This is a genomic window from Chryseomicrobium imtechense, from assembly GCF_041475995.1.
Taxonomy (GTDB): Bacteria; Bacillota; Bacilli; order Bacillales_A; family Planococcaceae; genus Chryseomicrobium; species Chryseomicrobium aureum.
In genome coordinates this window covers 30,454-46,517 of sequence record NZ_JBGOBM010000013.1, presented here as the reverse complement: position 1 = coordinate 46,517, position 16,064 = coordinate 30,454, and the positions used below count along the sequence as shown (strand labels likewise).

Here is a 16,064-nt window from a genome sequence, read left to right as displayed (position 1 = left end):
GCAATTTGATTATTTTAGAAATTTCTTTACTATTCTTTTTAATAGTTTACAATTTATGTTAAGAGATTCGGGGGAGGGGTTCGAGTGATGGAGGAGAATTGGAGAAGAGAGAAACCATTCAATGAAAACAAATTAATGCTGCGACAAGCTGGATTTGGGCTGATTGTTTTTCTTTTATATACTCAATATTTTAAGTTTGCAGCCTATGTATCGGATAAGTTCTTTTTCTATAACTATTCTATGAGTTTACTTGTGCTACTTTTAGGTATTCCGCTGTGTTATTTCGTTACAAAACTGCTATTCAAACTAATAAAAAGTGTAGGTCAATGATGATGTTTTCAAATAAACAGTTACAAGCAATGATTGATGGGAAGATTATTGGCGAGAAGTTTCCTTATGATACAAACGATGAGCGAGAGATTGAAGCGCATCTTAGGCGTTTGTTTCATCGTATGAACCGTATTCCGAATGTAGTGTGTGAGGCTGAATGGGATCACTTTGGTAGTGGATATGCCTCGTTTGTGGAATTCTTTTGTTATCAAAAAGAAGATTTGGTAGTGCTTGAGGAGAAAAATGGTCATCGAGAGATCAAAATCTATGGTCTCATTGTGGACATCAGTCGGTTAGCACCTGTTGCCATCATGGGAGAAGATGAGCGGTATAAAACCATTCGTATCGAAACAAATGAAGACATCGGTGGAGGTTATGGTTCTTTACTCGGTGGTCCAAAGCTAGTCGGAGTGAGTGAGAGACTCCAATCACTTGGCGAGCAGTTGAAACAAGCTTTAGAGGAATTTGATATTGATGTTTTAGAACCCGAAGATATGAATCAACTTTTACCTTTTAAAACAAAGATCCCAACGCTCTATCGCGAATCACGGGACTATACTGTGGCAGATGCTATTTTTTATTGGGAGGATTAGCTCAATGAAAGCCTGTTGTTTAGTTTAGTGAGTATAAAGAGTCGGAACTTTTCATAGTTCTCTCCCGTATAAAAGCAAGAGGTTTAAACCAAGGGGAGGATGTTAATATGGAGGCATTTATTATCATTGCGTTTACATTAGGCTCACTGGGAATGACATTTGGCATAATTGGACTTTCTTTAGCTACGCAAGCAAACTCAAAATTAGCCACTCTTGAAAAACGTTTGAGCGAACTAGAAGCAGAAATGAAAAGTAAATAATACATGTCCAACAACTAGTAGCAGCTGTTGGACAGTTTTTTACAGATCCTGATTGATTAATTCGAATAAAGAGTTTCGACTTTCAATGGTAAAGAATTTACCATCCGCCATTTGTAAAGTATTATTGTAGCCGACTACGATCGCCGTTATTTTCTCTTCACCATCAACCTTAGTTAGGAAAAGTCTACCATATGAAGTGCTTTATTCTAAATAGTAAGTAGACTTTTGTTTTGAAAACCGAATCGCTGTCCATAGTAAAGTGATAATCAAGAACAATTCAAATGCATTGGTTGCAGCGTCGCTCCCGATATCAAAAGGCACTGCACTGCCAATTGTCATAACGATAGTTCCAACGAGCATCCACCACCACTTCTTCTTCCACGCAAGTAAAATTCCAGCAATCAATAAGCCGATCAACACAATGAGAATCATTGGAGGTGGTCCTGACGCAGTTTCTACTGCTGCGTAGCTCAAGACGCCGTATGATTCCTGTACAGTTAATTCGAGTCCTCGGATTTCCACAATAATTTCTACAATCGTAGCCACAATCCAAAGAACCACAAAACTCACGACAAACCATGTTTTAAAAGCTAGACGAATTCCTGCTTCACGTAGGATGAATAAAGAAAAAAGAAGTAGTGGCGGTGTGAACAACGCATGAATCCAGAAACGACCCAGATTTAAGTTCTCAAGAAGTGTGCCCTCACTAATCAAATGACCGATTGCCAAAACCCCATTGTCGTAAATGAGTCCGATGATAGTGAGGAAGAGAATAACAGAGGCGGTCTTTGAATGTTTCTTGAATCCCCAGATTAAACTAGCTATGTAGGCTACTGCAAACAAACCAAAAATTAGTGGATCCACAGAATCATCCTTTCCTTTTTTATATGTATTCTTTACCCTGAAAAAAATGATGATAACTTAATTCGAACTATCAAAAAAAAATGTATCAAACATCTAGGAAAGATGGAACTAAATGGTACAATTAAAACGTATAAAAAGAATTAAAAGAATAGTGCAATTATTAATTAGGGGGTTATGGGATGAGAGAAAGAAGATATTGGTTGGTTTTCGCAAGCGTAGGAATTGCATTGTCTATTCTATTTTATTTTGGAGCTTACAACTACTTGAATGGAGCACCGTTTCTAGCGTTGTTTTTGAGCATTGTCGTACTATTTGTTTTAGTGATTCCAGTAGCTCGCACCTTAGCCCGAAAGTTTGAAAAAGTAACATCAGAAAAAACTAAGAAGTGGTATACAGTCATGGCTGTGGGTCTAGCTGTAATCACAAGTGCTTCACTAGTGTTCAGTATCTATGATGAGTATCGTGTGAAAAGCTTGGATTCCGTTTTTGAATTTCATCCGGAAGAGGAGTTGCGACTACAATTCGACTTAGCCGGAGAAACATATATTGTTGAAGACAAGCAAGCCATTGCGGAATGGAAAACATTTTTAGCTCAATATGATGTGAAGAAAATGAATGACCGAGAATGGGACGCGGACGTATCCGATGAACAGGGTTTTATGATTAGTGTTATTTTCGATAATCATTGGATAGGTGGATCAATCTACGAAAAACGTATTCTCTCCTATGATGAGGGACCCTATTTCCATGTTCTAAATGGACCAATTAATATGGAGTGGGTCAACAACTTTATTGAAAACTATCAACCAGTGGCGATAACGGAAGGAACTTAATGAAGTGATACCTCTAATTTATGATCAAGTAAATACATATGAAAAAGACACCGAGTTTTTATTGAACCTGATGAAACAAACGAATGGAAAGAATGTAGCGGATTTGGGAAGACAAACTAGCGGATGAACAGTCCTACTCATTTGTGTTTCAGGTAAGAAAATGAAGTCTGGCCTCAGCACATTATGCATCTACAACTAGCCTGAGTTATACACAAGTTTTCCAGAAAGCAGTAGTCTCGTTTAGTTAGAAATCAGCGATGCCATCGATGATTTTAAATACGGAGATAATCTTTCTGAAATGAGAAAAGATACTCTACAGGAATGGATTCGAATACGAGCGCGTGAAATGTGACACTTTCTCTAAAGTAACGTCTACTAGATAAATAGGAGTGATGCAGTTGAAGCGATTAGGCAGTATTTTAACTTTGGTCATCTTTTTAGTAGTAGTGGGCTGTTCAGATGAAAATGAAGCAACTAGTGAAGTGAAAGAAGAAAAGGGCACTGTTCAGACTACCCAATCATCAGAGGCTACAGTTCTAGAACCCCCAGAATTCACTATAACGGCAGGAGGGAAAACTATTCATCCAACCCTTGGCACACACAGCTGGACAATCGACAATGGAGATGGAACAGCAGAAAGCATTGAGGTAGATTCAGATGCTCCACCAGATCTAGTCACTGGAAAGAATACCTTGCAACTTACAGCTAACAGCTCTGTGGAATTTAATTTTGAAGAGCCGCCTACTAATTATATTTTGAGAATATGGGATGAAGAGTATACGATTGTTAGACAAACAAAAGAAGTAGATCTAAATGAGACAGGTGTTTTCATCTATGAAGTTTTAGCCCATTGGGAACAAGGAACAGCTAGTTATGCGTTTGCTGTAGAAGTTAGTGAAGAGCCCTGAAGCTGAAAATAAGCTTCAAGGCGACTGAAAACCGAAAATAGCAACAAAACTTAGTAAACCTGTAGCGATGAGAAGTAGTGCATTTGCGGAAACAAGTACGAATTTATAAGTGTTTTTAGTACTTAGCAATGCAAAGATAAACGCGATAACACTGTACATCATAAAAATGATTATAAATGGCTGACCGGCTGTGTGGAATGTAAGCACGCTTGCCCATACGCTTTCTTGCGACATAGAGATAAGAATGCTGAACCCAAGTAGTAAAAAAATAAAGGAAATGATAGGGAATACTTTCTTCATAAACACCCTTAATGAAACAACCCCAGGGGTTACATCAAAAAAATATTAAAGTTTGATAATACGGGTAGCTACTCGCTCGACAAAGGCCTGGTCATGTTCAATAAACAGTAAGGTAGGCTTATAAGTAGCTATCATTTTCTCGATTTGGTTCTGATTGTAGACGTCCAAATAATTGAGTGGCTCATCCCATAAGTAGAGTTCTGCAGGCGTACAGAGAGACTTCGCAAACTCAACTTTTTTCTTTTGGCCTTCACTCATTTCTTCGATGGGCACTGAAAAAATATCGCGAGTGAAGCCTAGAATACGTAAATTGTTTAGGAACAATGTGTAATCTAGTTTGTGCGAATCTGCGAACTCTTTTAGCGTACCTTTGTGGGAAGTGGTTTGAGAAACATGACTCTTCACTAAGTGCTCGGATAAACGAATTTCTCCTTCTGCTTTCACTTCAGCAGGCGAACCTTGAAGAAAATTCATGAGCGTAGTTTTTCCTGAACCATTTGCTCCGACCACTGCGATTTGTTCACCTTGATAGAGTTCAAACGAAATTGGCTCGAACAAGGGGGTTCCATCATAGGACAAAGTCAATTCCTTCACACGCACCACTGGATTTCGATGAGATTTCATGACTTGAATGGTCAAATCATCGACTTTTTCGATATTCTTCAGTAAAGTTTTTTTCTCTTCGATTTTTTCATTCGTCCGTTGCTGAATCGCTTTTCCTCGTTTCATCATACGTTTTGCAATCGCATTACCAAACGGGTCATTGCCTGAAGGTTTTTCTCGTTCCAGCCCCCAGTCTATTTTCTCACGCGCTGATTTTTCAATTCGCGCAATCTCAGACTTCAGCGAATGGTTTTTTTCAAGTTCGAACTGATCTTGCTGTGTTTTCTGTGTCTCGTACGTTGAAAAGTCACCTTTGTAGAGGATGACTTGGCTACGCTCAATTGCGAGCACATGATCAATCACAGCATCTAAAAATTTCCGGTCATGACTGATGACAATATAGCCACTTTTTTTATTCAGGTACGAAGCAAGATGGTGTCTTCCTCGAATGTCCAAGTGATTTGTCGGTTCATCTAGCAGAGCGAATCGATTATCTTCACAAAACAACGCAGCAAGCATCACACGTGTTTGTTCGCCGCCGGAGAGTTGAGAAAAAGGCTGCCACAGAATATCTTTGTCCATTCCAAGTAAATGACATTCCCGCTCAAGCTTCCATTGTTCAGTAGGAAAGACCTCATCAATTGCAAAATAAACGGGAAGGTCGGGTTGTAAAATCGTCAACGGGAAGTAGACGAATTCATGATCCGTGAGTACCTCCCCTTGATAGTCAAGTTTGTTCATGAGAAGCTTGAGTAAAGTCGTCTTTCCCCGTCCGTTTCGTCCAACAAGGCCAAGCTTCCAAGATGTGTCCAGAGTCAATGAAACATCTTTAAATAATGGTGCATCTAGTAAATCATAGGCAAAGGTTACGTGTCTAAGTTCTATCGGCATGCAAAAACCTCCTACTAATCGAGTTGCATGCACACGCATTCTACAAAAAAACCTCCCACGAAGTCGTGGAAGGAAAAGTATACGAACATAAATAAACTTTACGAAGCCGTAAAGGATTATAAATGGTCAGACTCATCCTATCTTTTCGTAAAAATGCGTATACATTTTAACGTGAAAAAATAGAATTAAGAAATCATTGACCATTCATCATCCCTTCTAGTAAGTTAGTTCGAGTATAGAGCAGGATAACGCTTTTTTCAAGTTATTTACTAAGTGGAGGTGGCAGTATGAAAAAGATAGCATTGATCGGTTCGAGTGGAGCAGGGAAGTCCACCCTATCCCGAGAGCTTACGGAAATACTCTCCATTCCGGGTTATCATCTCGACCAACTGAATTGGCGAGCAGGGTGGGAAGAAGTATCAAGGGACGAGCAGATACGACTTCAAGATGAGATTTTTGAAAAAGATGAGTGGATCATCGACGGGAATTATGGGGGAACGCTTTCTAAGCGAATGGAAGAAGCAGATACTATCCTCTTTTTTGATTTCCCACGGCTACTTTGCATCACACGAGCAGCTAAACGAGTGATGAAGTACCGCAACACCGTGCGACCGGATATGGCGGAAGGGTGCCCTGAACATTTTGATCTTGAGTTCTTCAAATACATTTGGAAATTTCCTGAGCAAAAAACGCCGCATATTATCAATCGGTTGCGCGAACTTCCATCGGGTAAGCGCGTCGTGCATTTCAGAAAACCGAGTGATGTGGAACGGTTTTTAGAGAATTTAATAAAAAAACAAGCGCAGAAGAAATGATGTCTGTGCCTGTTAAAACATATGCTCTTCGGTATTCGAAAGCTTAATCATCCGCAGATATGTGATCATAACCACTAGTAGAACTAAACCGAACAGTACGAATGTGTACGCTGTAGGACCAAAGAAAATATTAAACAGCATGACAAGTGCGATACTTAGACCGGAAACTATAGCTGAACGTTTCCGAGACTTTGCTGTGATGAATTGATCCCTTTCGCAATTCGGGCATTTCATACCGGGCCAAATCGAAAACGAGCGCTTTAGTGTTTCGCCAAGACTCCAGGTGTGGCCGCATGTTTGGCAGACAGGCATAAAATCCACCTCCTTATTTTTGGAAGGTTGCATATCTTTACCCTAACATGATGGAGGAGTAGGTTCAATCAATGGCTTTTTTTGTAACGAGTTGCTGGACCATTGCCAATCCGATTAATAATATTTTGGTTAACTAATTCCGCTAATAACTTTCTAACAGAAGATTTACTTTTGTTAAGGGCTATTTCTAAATCTTTAGCAGTGAATGAGGACTTGCTTTCTAAAAAGTTATTTAAGCTTTCATCAATTTCATCTCTTGTAGTCTGATCCTTTTTAGGGAGTGTAACAACAAACGAGTTTGGGCCAATTGACCAAAATGGTTGAACGCTATTTTTACTATAACTTTCCAGAATCCTTTGTAGACCAGTTCCATAACTTTCAATCCATTTTAAGCGATAAAGAATGTTCGCTAGTTTTGTGTTTCTACTTTGAGAAATCCCAAGTTCAATATCTTCTTGAGTCAAACCTTTTACTAAACCACCAACTGAAACTAGTTCGATTCGATTTGTGAATATATGGATTAGTGTGCTGCTAGAAAAACTATAATCTCTGTGTGTGGCTGCATTAATCAATGCTTCACGTAATGCATATGAAGGGTAGCTCTCCTGTTCAACTCTTTGAAGTCCCTTGAATGCAGAGTTTTTTTCATTGTGTAGAGAGAGGTACTCAAAAGCAGATTCAATCTGTTTCAATAGCGATCCAGTAAATTCCTTTCTATCTTGAAACTCTAATTTGTCCACCCCTACATAACGAGCACATTTAATTGTGTGTTCACATTGGTCCGAGAGTAACAAACCAACGTTGGTATAATAACCTTCAGCATTTATGATTCCCAATGTGCGCATGTTGGATTCTAGTAAGCTTAGTCCATTTTTTTTGAATATTGCTTCTGCATCCGTAAATGTCAAATCTTGCTCCATGCTCCTCATGGTTTCAAAGTTTGTGCCGTCAGTTTCAATAATCATTTGACGAATGTTTTCTTCAGATGCATTTGTTACTGATGTCCCATAGCGAATAAAAACTCCTGAAGGGCGGAGACCCTTACCTTTTAAATGATAAGGTCGTCTACTACCTACACTAACTGAAATTTTGACTACATCTTTGTCATCAATTGTTTCTATTGATAATGTTGTATGCATCAGTATGTCTGGTTGTATACTATCATGTACAATGTTTGAAACATCTTCTAAAATTCTTTTGGGGTTATCTAATCCAACTACTGATCCATCATCGTCTACTCCTATATATAAATCTCCGCCAGAGGTATTTGCAAAGGCAATAATTTCTTTTTTTATTCCTTCTGTTAATTCTCTTTTAAATTCTAATGTTAATGATTCTTCGAATTTCAAAGCCAATCACCTCACTAATTGATTACTTATATTATAATCAATAGTAATCGATTATAATCGATTAATCAATACATACAAATGAAACGATTTTAATTTATACTCGTAGTACAATGTAGGAAGTAAGAAGCGAGGGTATTCACAATGAAATGGATTGAAAAAATCAAGTATTCCCGGTACCAAGAGAAAATGTTAAAAAAGGTCCGAAAGCAGACGGATCGACTGGTGAAGCAGGACCGTTTAGATGAACTATTCCCATATGTGACTGCTGAGCTGGATGCAAGTTGGCTTTCTAATCCTGCCAAAGCGGATTTATTGATTTATATGGCAAGTCGTTTTAAAGAAAAAGGGGATGCACCAAGTGCTGCTGCTGGCTATGATATGGCGTTGCAGTTGGTCAAACAGAAGGAGTTCGAGTATCATAAAGAACTTCAAAACATCTTAAATGTGTTTCGATATGCTGGAAGTGAAGATTTAGTTGAAGAATGGCGAGCAGATTTTCACACGCGTGTTTCGTATGATAAGAAGTTTAAAGATTTGACGTAAAGCCAAGATACTTAATTAAAGTTTGAAGAGCTATCTATGTAGTAAGAAGGAGGCATTAATGTATGGCAGATATTCTAATCTTTGGTTTGATCGGAATCGGTATAGTGACAGGTGTTGTTATGATAGTGATGGGAGTAAAAATAACACTCAAAAGATAAGTGCCTTTGATAAATAACTCGTAATTAATTTCTCACGAAGAAATTTAAAATGAGAGGCGGCAAGACTATGGGAAGTATGTTGATGTGGTTATTAATCCTTTGTGTAGTAACAATTGGTGGAGGACTCTTGTTGTCTTATATATTTCTTAAAAAAGGTTGAATCTATGCGAGTTAGAATCAATAAATGATGGAAGGAGGCCCAGTGAAAAAATTTCACCGGGCCTCTTTTGTAAAGTGTATAAGTTTCTCTTTGAAGAGCAACTAGTAAGGTGCGTGTCTTTTAGTGCTTCTAATTTTCTCGTAAATGTCAGATGGTAAGTACCTGTGACCGAAACCGATGATCCAGAGTTGGGCATTTTGGATAGTATAGACAATCCGCATGTCATCGTGTGGAGGATTTGACGGATAATCACTCAAAAAATGATAAGAGTAATAGCCATAAAAATCATTCTTTAAGGGTTCTCCGCTTTCTGGGAATTTTGAAATTATTTCTAAAGAGTGAATTAATGTTCGAATAACAGAGGAGAATTTTTCATCTGTATCAAAACTTTCTACACTAGTAAGTGCTAACAAATCAAGGACTAAATGTTGTGGATCCATATAGAGTTTAGGAATCGCTGAAATTTGAGCGATAGCATCTTTGACTAGAGTTGTATTTATATTCATTCAGTTTTTCCAGAGTCAATGTAGTGGAGCAGTATGTCTTCAGCCCCTTGCTTTAACTCATCACCAGATTTGCGATCTGTTTCATTTAAGCGCTCTGCATATAGTTGTTCAACCAGTAATTGCTCTAATTCATTTTCTAATTCGTAAATTCGATTAAGTAGAGCGGGAATGACAGTAGGATTACTCAATTGTGCAACAGTTTCTCCGTTTAACATAATTTCAACAGTGGCATATTGGTCCAAAAGTGCCTGCCATTTTTTACTGTAGCGGAGTTCTGAAGCGATTAGACGATTTCGATTTGGTAATTCTTTTTCTATTTGCTTCACATCAATAAAACCAGTTGTAGCTGCCATCTTTTTCTCCTCCCGTCTCAATTACTTTCACCTCCATTTTATCATGTGTACATATTATATTCAATAAATGTACATTTAAAATGTACAATTTACCAGTCATTTTCATCTTTCACATTTCTTTAATGATTGTGAGTATGTAAAATTTAATTTATCTGAAACTATTTACCAATTCCTTTCGTATATATCAGAAAGGAGTGGAGAAGATGGTTATAGGAAATTTACTGATAGGATTAGTAGTGCTTGGAGTAGTACTGACAGCTGTAGGTATATGGCTGTCGTATAAATTTTTGAAGCCGGATTGACCAGGAGGGAGGGAGAAGCGTGACGGATACACTTATAGTTTTTTCATTGCTACTTGCTGTGGCAAGTCCCATTATTTTTTTGTATTTGAAGAGAAAAGCCTGGGCTATTATAAATTTCGTGATACTAGGTAGCGTTGGTGCTCTATTTAGTAATGCGATGCTTGGAAATATGGATTCCACGAATGGCACACAGATGATGATTTGGTATATATGTGTAGCAGCAGCGTTACTCTTCTCTGTAATCAGTTTTACGTTCCTCGCAAGAGAAAAATGGCAATTGTCCGCTACGACGTTAGGATTTGGAGCTGTCCTTGTCACGATTATCTATTTTGCCGTTCTCGGTGATTTTTCTAAACCGGTTGGTGAGTGGCTCGATGTGTCGATGAGTGTTGCTCTTCCAACTTACGTGGGAAGTATGAGTTTATTGGCACTGTTTCAGTTTGATCGGCGGGTGGTGAGTTAAAACCTCATAAAAGTCAGGGAATCCTAACTTTTATGAGGTGCTGCAGCTTTCAATTTCTCAAGCTCAAGCTTTGCATCGGCTTCTTTTAACCATTCTTTGTACCACTGCATGAAAATAATTGTAGCTCCGAAAACAAATAATAAGACACCTACGACAAACGGAAATCCTAATAAAAGTGGCTCTGAATCTACATAACTACCACCGAATAAGACAGAGCCCACTTTAGAATTTCCTGACCATGATTCAGTACTCGTTGCGTAGATTGTAGCAGCAAGCAAAGTCGCGCTCATCAAAATAGTGCCCGCTCCAAAAAGCACAATTCCGCGTATTAAATTCTTCATATATACTCCCCTTTGTCTCTCACTTTCTTACAACTGTATCATGAATATACTGGGAATTATAGAAGAATTATTTAATTTCTAACCTGTAATGCCAAAGCTCGTTCTCAACTTGAAATCCAACTTTTTCGTACAAAGGATTGGCTGCATTATTTAATAAATCTACAGTTAATGTTACCGAAGCTAATTTCTTCGCAGAGGTCACTTGATCAAGAGTCACGCGCATTAATTCTTCCCCAAGACCTTGCCCGCGATAACCTGAATTGAGAGCGAAATATTCTAAATGAATAGAGTCTGTTCCTTCCTCGAAATAGGAATACCCGACAAAGCTCTTCTCGAAATAAGCGAAGTAGAGTGTATGGCCTTGTTGAAGGGAACGCTCCAGAATCGTTTTGGCATCATAATACGTATCAGGAAACTCAGTGTCATGGAGTTCCACAAATTCCTGAACGTCCTGATTGGAATATATCTCGAAAGTTAATTTGTGTGATGCGGTCTTGGTCGGTAGTTGAAGTCTGTAATACAAATGCTTTCCGCGAAGCGTTGCTTGAAGTGTGTCCATGAATTCTTGTTGCGTTCTGTTGTCCTTATGTATGAAAAACGAAAATGTTTGAAGCTGCGGAAATTCATTCGTAGCGAAATTCCATAAGGCTAGAGTTTCTTTTGGATTCGGAGAAAAAATAAAGGGTCCCCACACTTCCGCAAAATCCTCCTCGTAATCAAATCCAATCAACCCGACGATCGTCTCGCCTTCAAGCTCCGCAACCAGTGATGTCAACTCGCCTTCAACAAAATCTTCATGTAAACTCTCTAAAATCTCTTCTTTTGAAGTCCCGCAATAACCGGAATGAGACGTCGTTTGGCTATTGATGTTTGCCAACCACTCGGCTGCCATCTCTAATTGAGATGCTGCTAGTCGTACATAAGTTGTCATGTTACTGCTCCGTTCTGTGAAAAGTATTTCTTCTCTTCCTGCTATCTAGTAGTATGAAGAAAGTGAGCGTTCCTGTAAATAAAAAGAAGGGCTTCCAAGTAACATCCACTAGATTAATAACGTCTAAAGAGAAAAGGTGAAAACTATGAACAAGAAATTGCTAGGGGCATTAGTGGCCGCGGGAGTTGTAGCTGTTGCGACGTATGCAATGTATCAAGTGGGAGGAGAACGTCTTGCACTCCTCGACGAGAAAATTGAGACCATAAGAGTTTCGAAATCTACGGGGCTTGGCCTGAACAATGAAGAAAGTGTAGTAGCTATCGAAGAGGTAGAGCAGATTGCCGTTCTAGAAGCAGCTCTGCGAAATGCCAAGTTGCAGAGTGGCGTACTTCCAGAAGCTACACCAGAGTATGATTTGATGGTCGAGTATCAAAATGGTCTTCCAAGTCATCCACTGCATCTGTGGTTAGGGGAAGAAGGGGAAGAAGCATTAGTGACTTATACAGTGAATTACGAGGAAGTATATAAGATTTCTGCAAAAGATGCAGATGAGATTCGAAAGGTGATTCGATAGGAGGAAGCCGATGAACTACTTGGAGCAAGTATTTGAAGATGAACTAATCGATGCGGAAACATACAAAACTCTTTATGATTTCATTACTTTAGATAATTTTCGCAGTGGTGAGTATGAAGGCAATATGTATGTCTTCCGAAAGATTGATCGTACATATATTCAAATCGAAGATGAAGTCGCGTTTGAGAATACTGGGAAGCGACGGGTGGAAGGGTTTCAGACGGAACAGGTGGCCCGTGAGTTGGAACGGTATTGGGAGACCAATGAAGAGCGCTTAAAGTAAGTTGCCATGGACGAACGGATTACTATGCGTATTTTCTATTCTCCGCCAGTGAAATAATTCTTTCGTCGCTGGAACTGGCGTTTTCGTCGCTAGAATTGCCCGAATCGACGCTGGATTGGAGATATTCGTCGCTGTAGATAAGCGAATGCTCGCTTTCGTCGCTGAAACTGGCGTTTTCGTCGCTAGAATTGTCCAAATCGACGCTAGATTGCAAATTTGCGTCGCTTTAGTCAAACTACGCTCTAAACCAGAAAGGAAAGATGAGGATGCGGCATAGTCTACTGCTTTTTGTTCTTCTTCTCAGCCTATTAACTGGTTGTTCCTTTTCCGAAAAGTCAGCGGAATTAGTGAAATCTGATGTGACTGAAGTGAACACTTTGGATGAGGTCAGCCTTGAAGTTCTCAACGACACACTGACTCCAAGCGGGTTAACACTTCATCTCATCAATAGTGCTGAACATTCTGTTGGCTACAACGGATCCTTCTCTCTTGAACGAAAGATTGAGGGGGACTGGTATGTGGTGAACGATGTTGTCGGAGGAAGATTCGCTTTTACGGACGAAGGGCTAGGCACAGATAAGAATTCCTGTACAGACATGGCGATTGACTGGAGAGGGATTTACGGAGAATTAGATGCCGGCGATTACCGGATTCTTTTTAATGTTAACAATGAACTAGAAAACTACACTTTAGCTACCGAATTTCAAATTCCTAAATAGAATTTATCTTCTTTTAAATCCTTATGAACATTGGAGAAATGAGGCGAGTCTATGCAAGTTCTGTTTAAAAAAAGCACACTTGTCACTACAGCAACTATCGCTTTGATGCTACTGTTCATTGGATTCTTTCTGCGTGCATTACTCATTCCAATTCAGGACTTTCATTTACTAACAGAACAACAAATGAAAGAGGCGCAATTAGACTATGCAGTAAACTATCCTTTAGGATCAGCGCTAATGTACGCAGGGTTTTCCTTCCTGTTTTTCGTAGTGATTTTAATCGTTTTGAAAATTATTCAATCAAAGACTAGTTTGAAAAAAAGAGATAGTGTCAAATAACCTCTCTGTATACAGACAAATCTGATTTTGGTATAGTAAGGGCGTGAATAGGATTTCCTTCGGGGTCGGGTGCAATTCCCAACCGGCGGTGATGAGGCATGGCCTCTTAGTCCGTGACCCGGTTTCTGTGAAAAGAAAGCGGTGGATTTGGTGAAACTCCAAAGCCGACAGTAAAAGTCTGGATGGGAGAAGGAAAACACAACGTTTCAAAATCAACCGATTTTAAACGCTTTTTTGTGCTGCTTTTTTCTCCCTCACCTTTCAAAAGGTGGGGGTATTTTTGTGCATGACAAAAACAAGTCAAACAACAAGGAGGTTATGATGAACGATTATGATGACATGAAACTTGATTTCTCTTTACCAGAAGAACTATGCAGACAAACCATCCTTCACAACCATCCTTCTCTCACCACCCGACGACCCCGGGGTGGATACAATCCCATTCGCATTATGCTCAAATCAGAGCACACTTTCACACACTTTTAAATTTTTTCAAGATGGACAAGCACCTTCTTAGGTGGACACAACCAAATATGTAAAGGAGGCACACGAATGTTCACAGGCATCATCGAAGAACTTGGCGCAGTCCTTTCCATCAAAAAGACAGGCGAGGCCATGGAACTGACGATTTCTGCTGAAAAAATCCTGACTGACGTCCAGTTGGGGGACAGCATTGCCATCAATGGAGTCTGTCTGACGGTTACGCGATTCACAAACCATCAGTTTACAGTCGATGTCATGCCAGAAACATATGCAGCCACAACAATCGGTCGATTGAACCGAGGCCAAAGCGTAAACCTAGAACGAGCCATGGCAGCGAATGGTCGGTTCGGTGGACATTTCGTAACCGGTCACTGCGACGCTGTTGGAGAAATCATAAACCGGCAGATGAACCAAAATGCATTGCAGATCACGGTTCAGTTCCCGGAGTCTTTCCGGAACTACGTCATTTTGAAAGGGTCCATTAGCGTGGACGGGGTATCCTTGACCATTTTCGGTCTCACAGCGGATACTCTTATGATCTCGTTGATTCCACATACGGCCGAACAAACCATTTTACACACAAAACAACCAGGCGATCTCGTCAACCTGGAGTTTGATGTCCTCGGAAAATATATCCTTGGCGCAGCGCAACAAGAACGTCCAAAAAAATCAACGATGACGCATAGTTTTCTGCAAGAGAACGGTTATGCGTGAGGAGGAATGGACATGCAAGTAATCGAAGTGGCGTTAGAAGAACTGAAAAAAGGGCGTCCGATCATCGTGGTCGATGACGAGGACCGTGAAAACGAAGGCGATTTTTTAGCATTAGCAGACTATGCGACACCGGAACTCATCAACTTTATGGTGACAGAAGGAAGAGGCCTTGTCTGTGCACCTGTATCAAAGGAGCTGGCAGAGCGTCTTGAGCTTCCACCGATGATTGCTACTAATAAAGATCCGTATGGCACGGCATTCACTGTCAGCATCGATTCTGTGAAATCCACGACTGGAATCAGTGCACACGAGCGCGCAGAGACGCTCCAACTGCTTGCAGATCCTGCAACGAAAGCGAATGATTTTGTACGTCCAGGTCATATTTTCCCGCTCATTGCGAAACCGGGTGGCGTTTTAGAGCGACCTGGTCACACAGAAGCAGCCGTAGACCTCGCACTACTTTGTGGGGCAGCGCCAGTCGGCATTATTTGTGAAATTATGAATCCGGATGGCACGATGGCACGACGTCCGGAGCTTGAAGAATTAGCTGACAAACATGGACTGGTGCTAATTTCAATTGAACATCTGCAAGCTTATCTGAAAACGAACCAACAAAAGCTGGACACTATCTTACACCTACAGGAGGAATTTTCATGAAACAGATTATCGAAGGACATTTAGTTGGAACGGATTTAAAAGTAGCCATCGTTGTGGCACGATTTAATGAGTTCATTACGAGCAAACTATTAGGCGGGGCAGAAGATGTATTACGTCGTCACGGAGTAAAAGAAGAAGACATCACGATTCTGTGGGTACCCGGAGCATTTGAGATTCCGCTTGCAGCGAAAAAGTTAGCGGATAGCGGGAATTACGACGCAGTCATCACGCTTGGGACAGTCATTCGAGGTGCTACACCACACTTTGATTATGTCTGTGCAGAAGTGGCAAAAGGCGTATCGGCTGTCAGTTTGCAGTCCGGTATTCCAACGGTCTTTGGTGTGTTGACAACAGAATCCATCGAGCAAGCAATTGAACGGGCGGGCACGAAAGCAGGGAACAAAGGAGCAGAAGCGGCTATCACGGCAATCGAAATGGCCAACGTCTACAAAAGCTTGGCATAAGAGTATGCTACTATAA

General features: G+C 40.1%; 24 protein-coding genes and 1 riboswitch. Of the genes, 15 read left to right on the top strand and 9 right to left on the bottom strand.

Features of this window, described 5'->3' with window-relative positions:
• Positions 1-87 precede the first annotated feature (87 nt).
• The 3 genes from AB5N96_RS11515 to AB5N96_RS11505 all read left to right on the top strand — a co-directional run bounded on the left by AB5N96_RS11515 (position 88) and on the right by AB5N96_RS11505 (position 1,183).
• Positions 88-330, top strand: coding sequence for a hypothetical protein (locus AB5N96_RS11515; RefSeq protein WP_499705587.1), 243 nt, complete (start codon positions 88-90; stop codon positions 328-330).
• A complete protein-coding gene (locus AB5N96_RS11510; RefSeq protein ID WP_499705586.1) occupies positions 327-923 on the top strand; it encodes a hypothetical protein in 597 nt (198 codons plus the stop codon). Before AB5N96_RS11515 ends, AB5N96_RS11510 begins: the two co-directional genes overlap by 4 nt.
• Positions 924-1,030: 107 nt before the next feature.
• The gene (locus tag AB5N96_RS11505; protein WP_499705585.1) at positions 1,031-1,183 is read left to right on the top strand and encodes a hypothetical protein; all 153 of its coding nucleotides are present in this window, start codon (positions 1,031-1,033) and stop codon (positions 1,181-1,183) included.
• 201 nt (positions 1,184-1,384) lie between these two features.
• On the opposite strand, the gene AB5N96_RS11500 is transcribed toward AB5N96_RS11505, so the two are convergent.
• Positions 1,385-2,047, bottom strand: coding sequence for a phospholipid phosphatase (locus tag AB5N96_RS11500; protein ID WP_499705584.1), 663 nt, complete (start codon positions 2,045-2,047; stop codon positions 1,385-1,387).
• Positions 2,048-2,226: 179 nt separating this feature from the next.
• Between AB5N96_RS11500 and AB5N96_RS11495 the strand changes: the two genes are divergently transcribed.
• Together AB5N96_RS11495 and AB5N96_RS11490 are read left to right on the top strand one after the other, a co-directional pair.
• Positions 2,227-2,880: a hypothetical protein gene (locus AB5N96_RS11495; RefSeq protein ID WP_499705583.1), complete on the top strand. Its 654-nt coding sequence runs from the start codon at positions 2,227-2,229 to the stop codon at positions 2,878-2,880.
• Positions 2,881-3,278: 398 nt separating this feature from the next.
• Positions 3,279-3,788 carry a hypothetical protein gene (locus AB5N96_RS11490; RefSeq protein ID WP_499705582.1) on the top strand — a complete coding sequence of 170 codons (510 nt, stop codon included), beginning with the start codon at positions 3,279-3,281 and terminating at the stop codon, positions 3,786-3,788.
• A gap of 345 nt (positions 3,789-4,133) precedes the next feature.
• On the opposite strand, the gene abc-f is transcribed toward AB5N96_RS11490, so the two are convergent.
• Positions 4,134-5,621: a ribosomal protection-like ABC-F family protein gene (gene abc-f / locus AB5N96_RS11485; protein ID WP_499705581.1), complete on the bottom strand. Its 1,488-nt coding sequence runs from the start codon at positions 5,619-5,621 to the stop codon at positions 4,134-4,136.
• Between the two features lie 248 nt (positions 5,622-5,869).
• Here abc-f and AB5N96_RS11480 point away from each other — a divergent pair, with 248 nt between their 5' ends.
• On the top strand, positions 5,870-6,397 hold the full coding sequence (locus AB5N96_RS11480) for a DNA topology modulation protein (protein WP_499705580.1): 528 nt from the start codon (positions 5,870-5,872) through the stop codon (positions 6,395-6,397).
• A gap of 12 nt (positions 6,398-6,409) precedes the next feature.
• Here the strand turns inward: AB5N96_RS11480 and AB5N96_RS11475 are convergent, their stop codons facing one another.
• Complete coding sequence (locus AB5N96_RS11475) at positions 6,410-6,709, bottom strand: TIGR04104 family putative zinc finger protein (protein ID WP_204590403.1); 300 nt, start codon at positions 6,707-6,709, stop codon at positions 6,410-6,412.
• A gap of 68 nt (positions 6,710-6,777) precedes the next feature.
• A complete protein-coding gene (locus AB5N96_RS11470; protein WP_239584909.1) occupies positions 6,778-8,058 on the bottom strand; it encodes an RNA-binding domain-containing protein in 1,281 nt (426 codons plus the stop codon).
• A 141-nt stretch (positions 8,059-8,199) separates the two neighbouring features.
• On the opposite strand from AB5N96_RS11470, the gene AB5N96_RS11465 reads away from it, so the two are divergent.
• Entirely contained in the window at positions 8,200-8,601 is a 402-nt protein-coding gene (locus AB5N96_RS11465) for a hypothetical protein (RefSeq protein WP_499705579.1), read from the top strand.
• 419 nt (positions 8,602-9,020) lie between these two features.
• Here the strand turns inward: AB5N96_RS11465 and AB5N96_RS11460 are convergent, their stop codons facing one another.
• The gene (locus AB5N96_RS11460) at positions 9,021-9,425 is read right to left on the bottom strand and encodes a type II toxin-antitoxin system RelE family toxin (protein ID WP_499705578.1); all 405 of its coding nucleotides are present in this window, start codon (positions 9,423-9,425) and stop codon (positions 9,021-9,023) included.
• Entirely contained in the window at positions 9,422-9,778 is a 357-nt protein-coding gene (locus AB5N96_RS11455) for a hypothetical protein (protein WP_499705577.1), read from the bottom strand. The genes AB5N96_RS11460 and AB5N96_RS11455 overlap by 4 nt, the downstream gene beginning before the upstream one ends.
• Before the next feature lie 321 nt (positions 9,779-10,099).
• On the opposite strand from AB5N96_RS11455, the gene AB5N96_RS11450 reads away from it, so the two are divergent.
• Positions 10,100-10,543 carry a hypothetical protein gene (locus AB5N96_RS11450; protein ID WP_499705576.1) on the top strand — a complete coding sequence of 148 codons (444 nt, stop codon included), beginning with the start codon at positions 10,100-10,102 and terminating at the stop codon, positions 10,541-10,543.
• A 23-nt stretch (positions 10,544-10,566) separates the two neighbouring features.
• On the opposite strand, the gene AB5N96_RS11445 is transcribed toward AB5N96_RS11450, so the two are convergent.
• Complete coding sequence (locus tag AB5N96_RS11445) at positions 10,567-10,884, bottom strand: hypothetical protein (protein ID WP_499705575.1); 318 nt, start codon at positions 10,882-10,884, stop codon at positions 10,567-10,569.
• Positions 10,885-10,951: 67 nt separating this feature from the next.
• Positions 10,952-11,815: a GNAT family N-acetyltransferase gene (locus AB5N96_RS11440; protein ID WP_499705574.1), complete on the bottom strand. Its 864-nt coding sequence runs from the start codon at positions 11,813-11,815 to the stop codon at positions 10,952-10,954.
• 145 nt (positions 11,816-11,960) lie between these two features.
• Between AB5N96_RS11440 and AB5N96_RS11435 the strand changes: the two genes are divergently transcribed.
• Entirely contained in the window at positions 11,961-12,389 is a 429-nt protein-coding gene (locus AB5N96_RS11435) for a YhfM domain-containing protein (RefSeq protein WP_499705573.1), read from the top strand.
• A gap of 10 nt (positions 12,390-12,399) precedes the next feature.
• Positions 12,400-12,672: a hypothetical protein gene (locus AB5N96_RS11430; protein ID WP_499705572.1), complete on the top strand. Its 273-nt coding sequence runs from the start codon at positions 12,400-12,402 to the stop codon at positions 12,670-12,672.
• On the opposite strand, the gene AB5N96_RS11425 is transcribed toward AB5N96_RS11430, so the two are convergent.
• Positions 12,664-12,906, bottom strand: coding sequence for a hypothetical protein (locus tag AB5N96_RS11425; protein WP_499705571.1), 243 nt, complete (start codon positions 12,904-12,906; stop codon positions 12,664-12,666). The genes AB5N96_RS11430 and AB5N96_RS11425 overlap by 9 nt on opposite strands.
• A gap of 125 nt (positions 12,907-13,031) precedes the next feature.
• Between AB5N96_RS11425 and AB5N96_RS11420 the strand changes: the two genes are divergently transcribed.
• The 5 genes from AB5N96_RS11420 (at position 13,032) to ribH (ending at position 16,048) form a co-directional block, all read left to right on the top strand.
• Positions 13,032-13,391, top strand: a complete 360-nt coding sequence (locus AB5N96_RS11420) for an immunoglobulin-like domain-containing protein (protein ID WP_499705570.1) — start codon at positions 13,032-13,034, stop codon at positions 13,389-13,391.
• Positions 13,392-13,442: 51 nt separating this feature from the next.
• The gene (locus tag AB5N96_RS11415; RefSeq protein ID WP_499705569.1) at positions 13,443-13,730 is read left to right on the top strand and encodes a hypothetical protein; all 288 of its coding nucleotides are present in this window, start codon (positions 13,443-13,445) and stop codon (positions 13,728-13,730) included.
• A 51-nt stretch (positions 13,731-13,781) separates the two neighbouring features.
• Positions 13,782-13,928: riboswitch (FMN riboswitch) on the top strand.
• Positions 13,929-14,282: 354 nt separating this feature from the next.
• The gene (gene ribE / locus AB5N96_RS11410) at positions 14,283-14,927 is read left to right on the top strand and encodes a riboflavin synthase (protein ID WP_499705568.1); all 645 of its coding nucleotides are present in this window, start codon (positions 14,283-14,285) and stop codon (positions 14,925-14,927) included.
• Positions 14,928-14,939: 12 nt separating this feature from the next.
• Positions 14,940-15,584: a 3,4-dihydroxy-2-butanone-4-phosphate synthase gene (gene ribB / locus AB5N96_RS11405; RefSeq protein WP_499705567.1), complete on the top strand. Its 645-nt coding sequence runs from the start codon at positions 14,940-14,942 to the stop codon at positions 15,582-15,584.
• A complete protein-coding gene (ribH, locus tag AB5N96_RS11400; RefSeq protein WP_392455546.1) occupies positions 15,581-16,048 on the top strand; it encodes a 6,7-dimethyl-8-ribityllumazine synthase in 468 nt (155 codons plus the stop codon). Before ribB ends, ribH begins: the two co-directional genes overlap by 4 nt.
• The last annotated feature ends 16 nt before the right edge of the window (positions 16,049-16,064 follow it).

What these genes read in the sequence shown, in the direction of transcription:
- AB5N96_RS11515 (WP_499705587.1), top strand. Translation starts at nt 88, where the DNA reads ATGGAGGAGAATTGGAGAAGAGAGAAACCATTCAATGAAAACAAATTA.
- AB5N96_RS11510 (WP_499705586.1), top strand. Translation starts at nt 327, where the DNA reads ATGATGATGTTTTCAAATAAACAGTTACAAGCAATGATTGATGGGAAG.
- AB5N96_RS11505 (WP_499705585.1), top strand. Translation starts at nt 1,031, where the DNA reads ATGGAGGCATTTATTATCATTGCGTTTACATTAGGCTCACTGGGAATG.
- AB5N96_RS11495 (WP_499705583.1), top strand. Translation starts at nt 2,227, where the DNA reads ATGAGAGAAAGAAGATATTGGTTGGTTTTCGCAAGCGTAGGAATTGCA.
- abc-f (WP_499705581.1), bottom strand. Translation starts at nt 5,621, where the DNA reads ATGCGTGTGCATGCAACTCGATTAGTAGGAGGTTTTTGCATGCCGATA.
- AB5N96_RS11480 (WP_499705580.1), top strand. Translation starts at nt 5,870, where the DNA reads ATGAAAAAGATAGCATTGATCGGTTCGAGTGGAGCAGGGAAGTCCACC.
- AB5N96_RS11475 (WP_204590403.1), bottom strand. Translation starts at nt 6,709, where the DNA reads ATGCCTGTCTGCCAAACATGCGGCCACACCTGGAGTCTTGGCGAAACA.
- AB5N96_RS11465 (WP_499705579.1), top strand. Translation starts at nt 8,200, where the DNA reads ATGAAATGGATTGAAAAAATCAAGTATTCCCGGTACCAAGAGAAAATG.
- AB5N96_RS11460 (WP_499705578.1), bottom strand. Translation starts at nt 9,425, where the DNA reads ATGAATATAAATACAACTCTAGTCAAAGATGCTATCGCTCAAATTTCA.
- AB5N96_RS11455 (WP_499705577.1), bottom strand. Translation starts at nt 9,778, where the DNA reads ATGGCAGCTACAACTGGTTTTATTGATGTGAAGCAAATAGAAAAAGAA.
- AB5N96_RS11445 (WP_499705575.1), bottom strand. Translation starts at nt 10,884, where the DNA reads ATGAAGAATTTAATACGCGGAATTGTGCTTTTTGGAGCGGGCACTATT.
- AB5N96_RS11440 (WP_499705574.1), bottom strand. Translation starts at nt 11,815, where the DNA reads ATGACAACTTATGTACGACTAGCAGCATCTCAATTAGAGATGGCAGCC.
- AB5N96_RS11435 (WP_499705573.1), top strand. Translation starts at nt 11,961, where the DNA reads ATGAACAAGAAATTGCTAGGGGCATTAGTGGCCGCGGGAGTTGTAGCT.
- AB5N96_RS11430 (WP_499705572.1), top strand. Translation starts at nt 12,400, where the DNA reads ATGAACTACTTGGAGCAAGTATTTGAAGATGAACTAATCGATGCGGAA.
- AB5N96_RS11415 (WP_499705569.1), top strand. Translation starts at nt 13,443, where the DNA reads ATGCAAGTTCTGTTTAAAAAAAGCACACTTGTCACTACAGCAACTATC.
- ribE (WP_499705568.1), top strand. Translation starts at nt 14,283, where the DNA reads ATGTTCACAGGCATCATCGAAGAACTTGGCGCAGTCCTTTCCATCAAA.
- ribB (WP_499705567.1), top strand. Translation starts at nt 14,940, where the DNA reads ATGCAAGTAATCGAAGTGGCGTTAGAAGAACTGAAAAAAGGGCGTCCG.
- ribH (WP_392455546.1), top strand. Translation starts at nt 15,581, where the DNA reads ATGAAACAGATTATCGAAGGACATTTAGTTGGAACGGATTTAAAAGTA.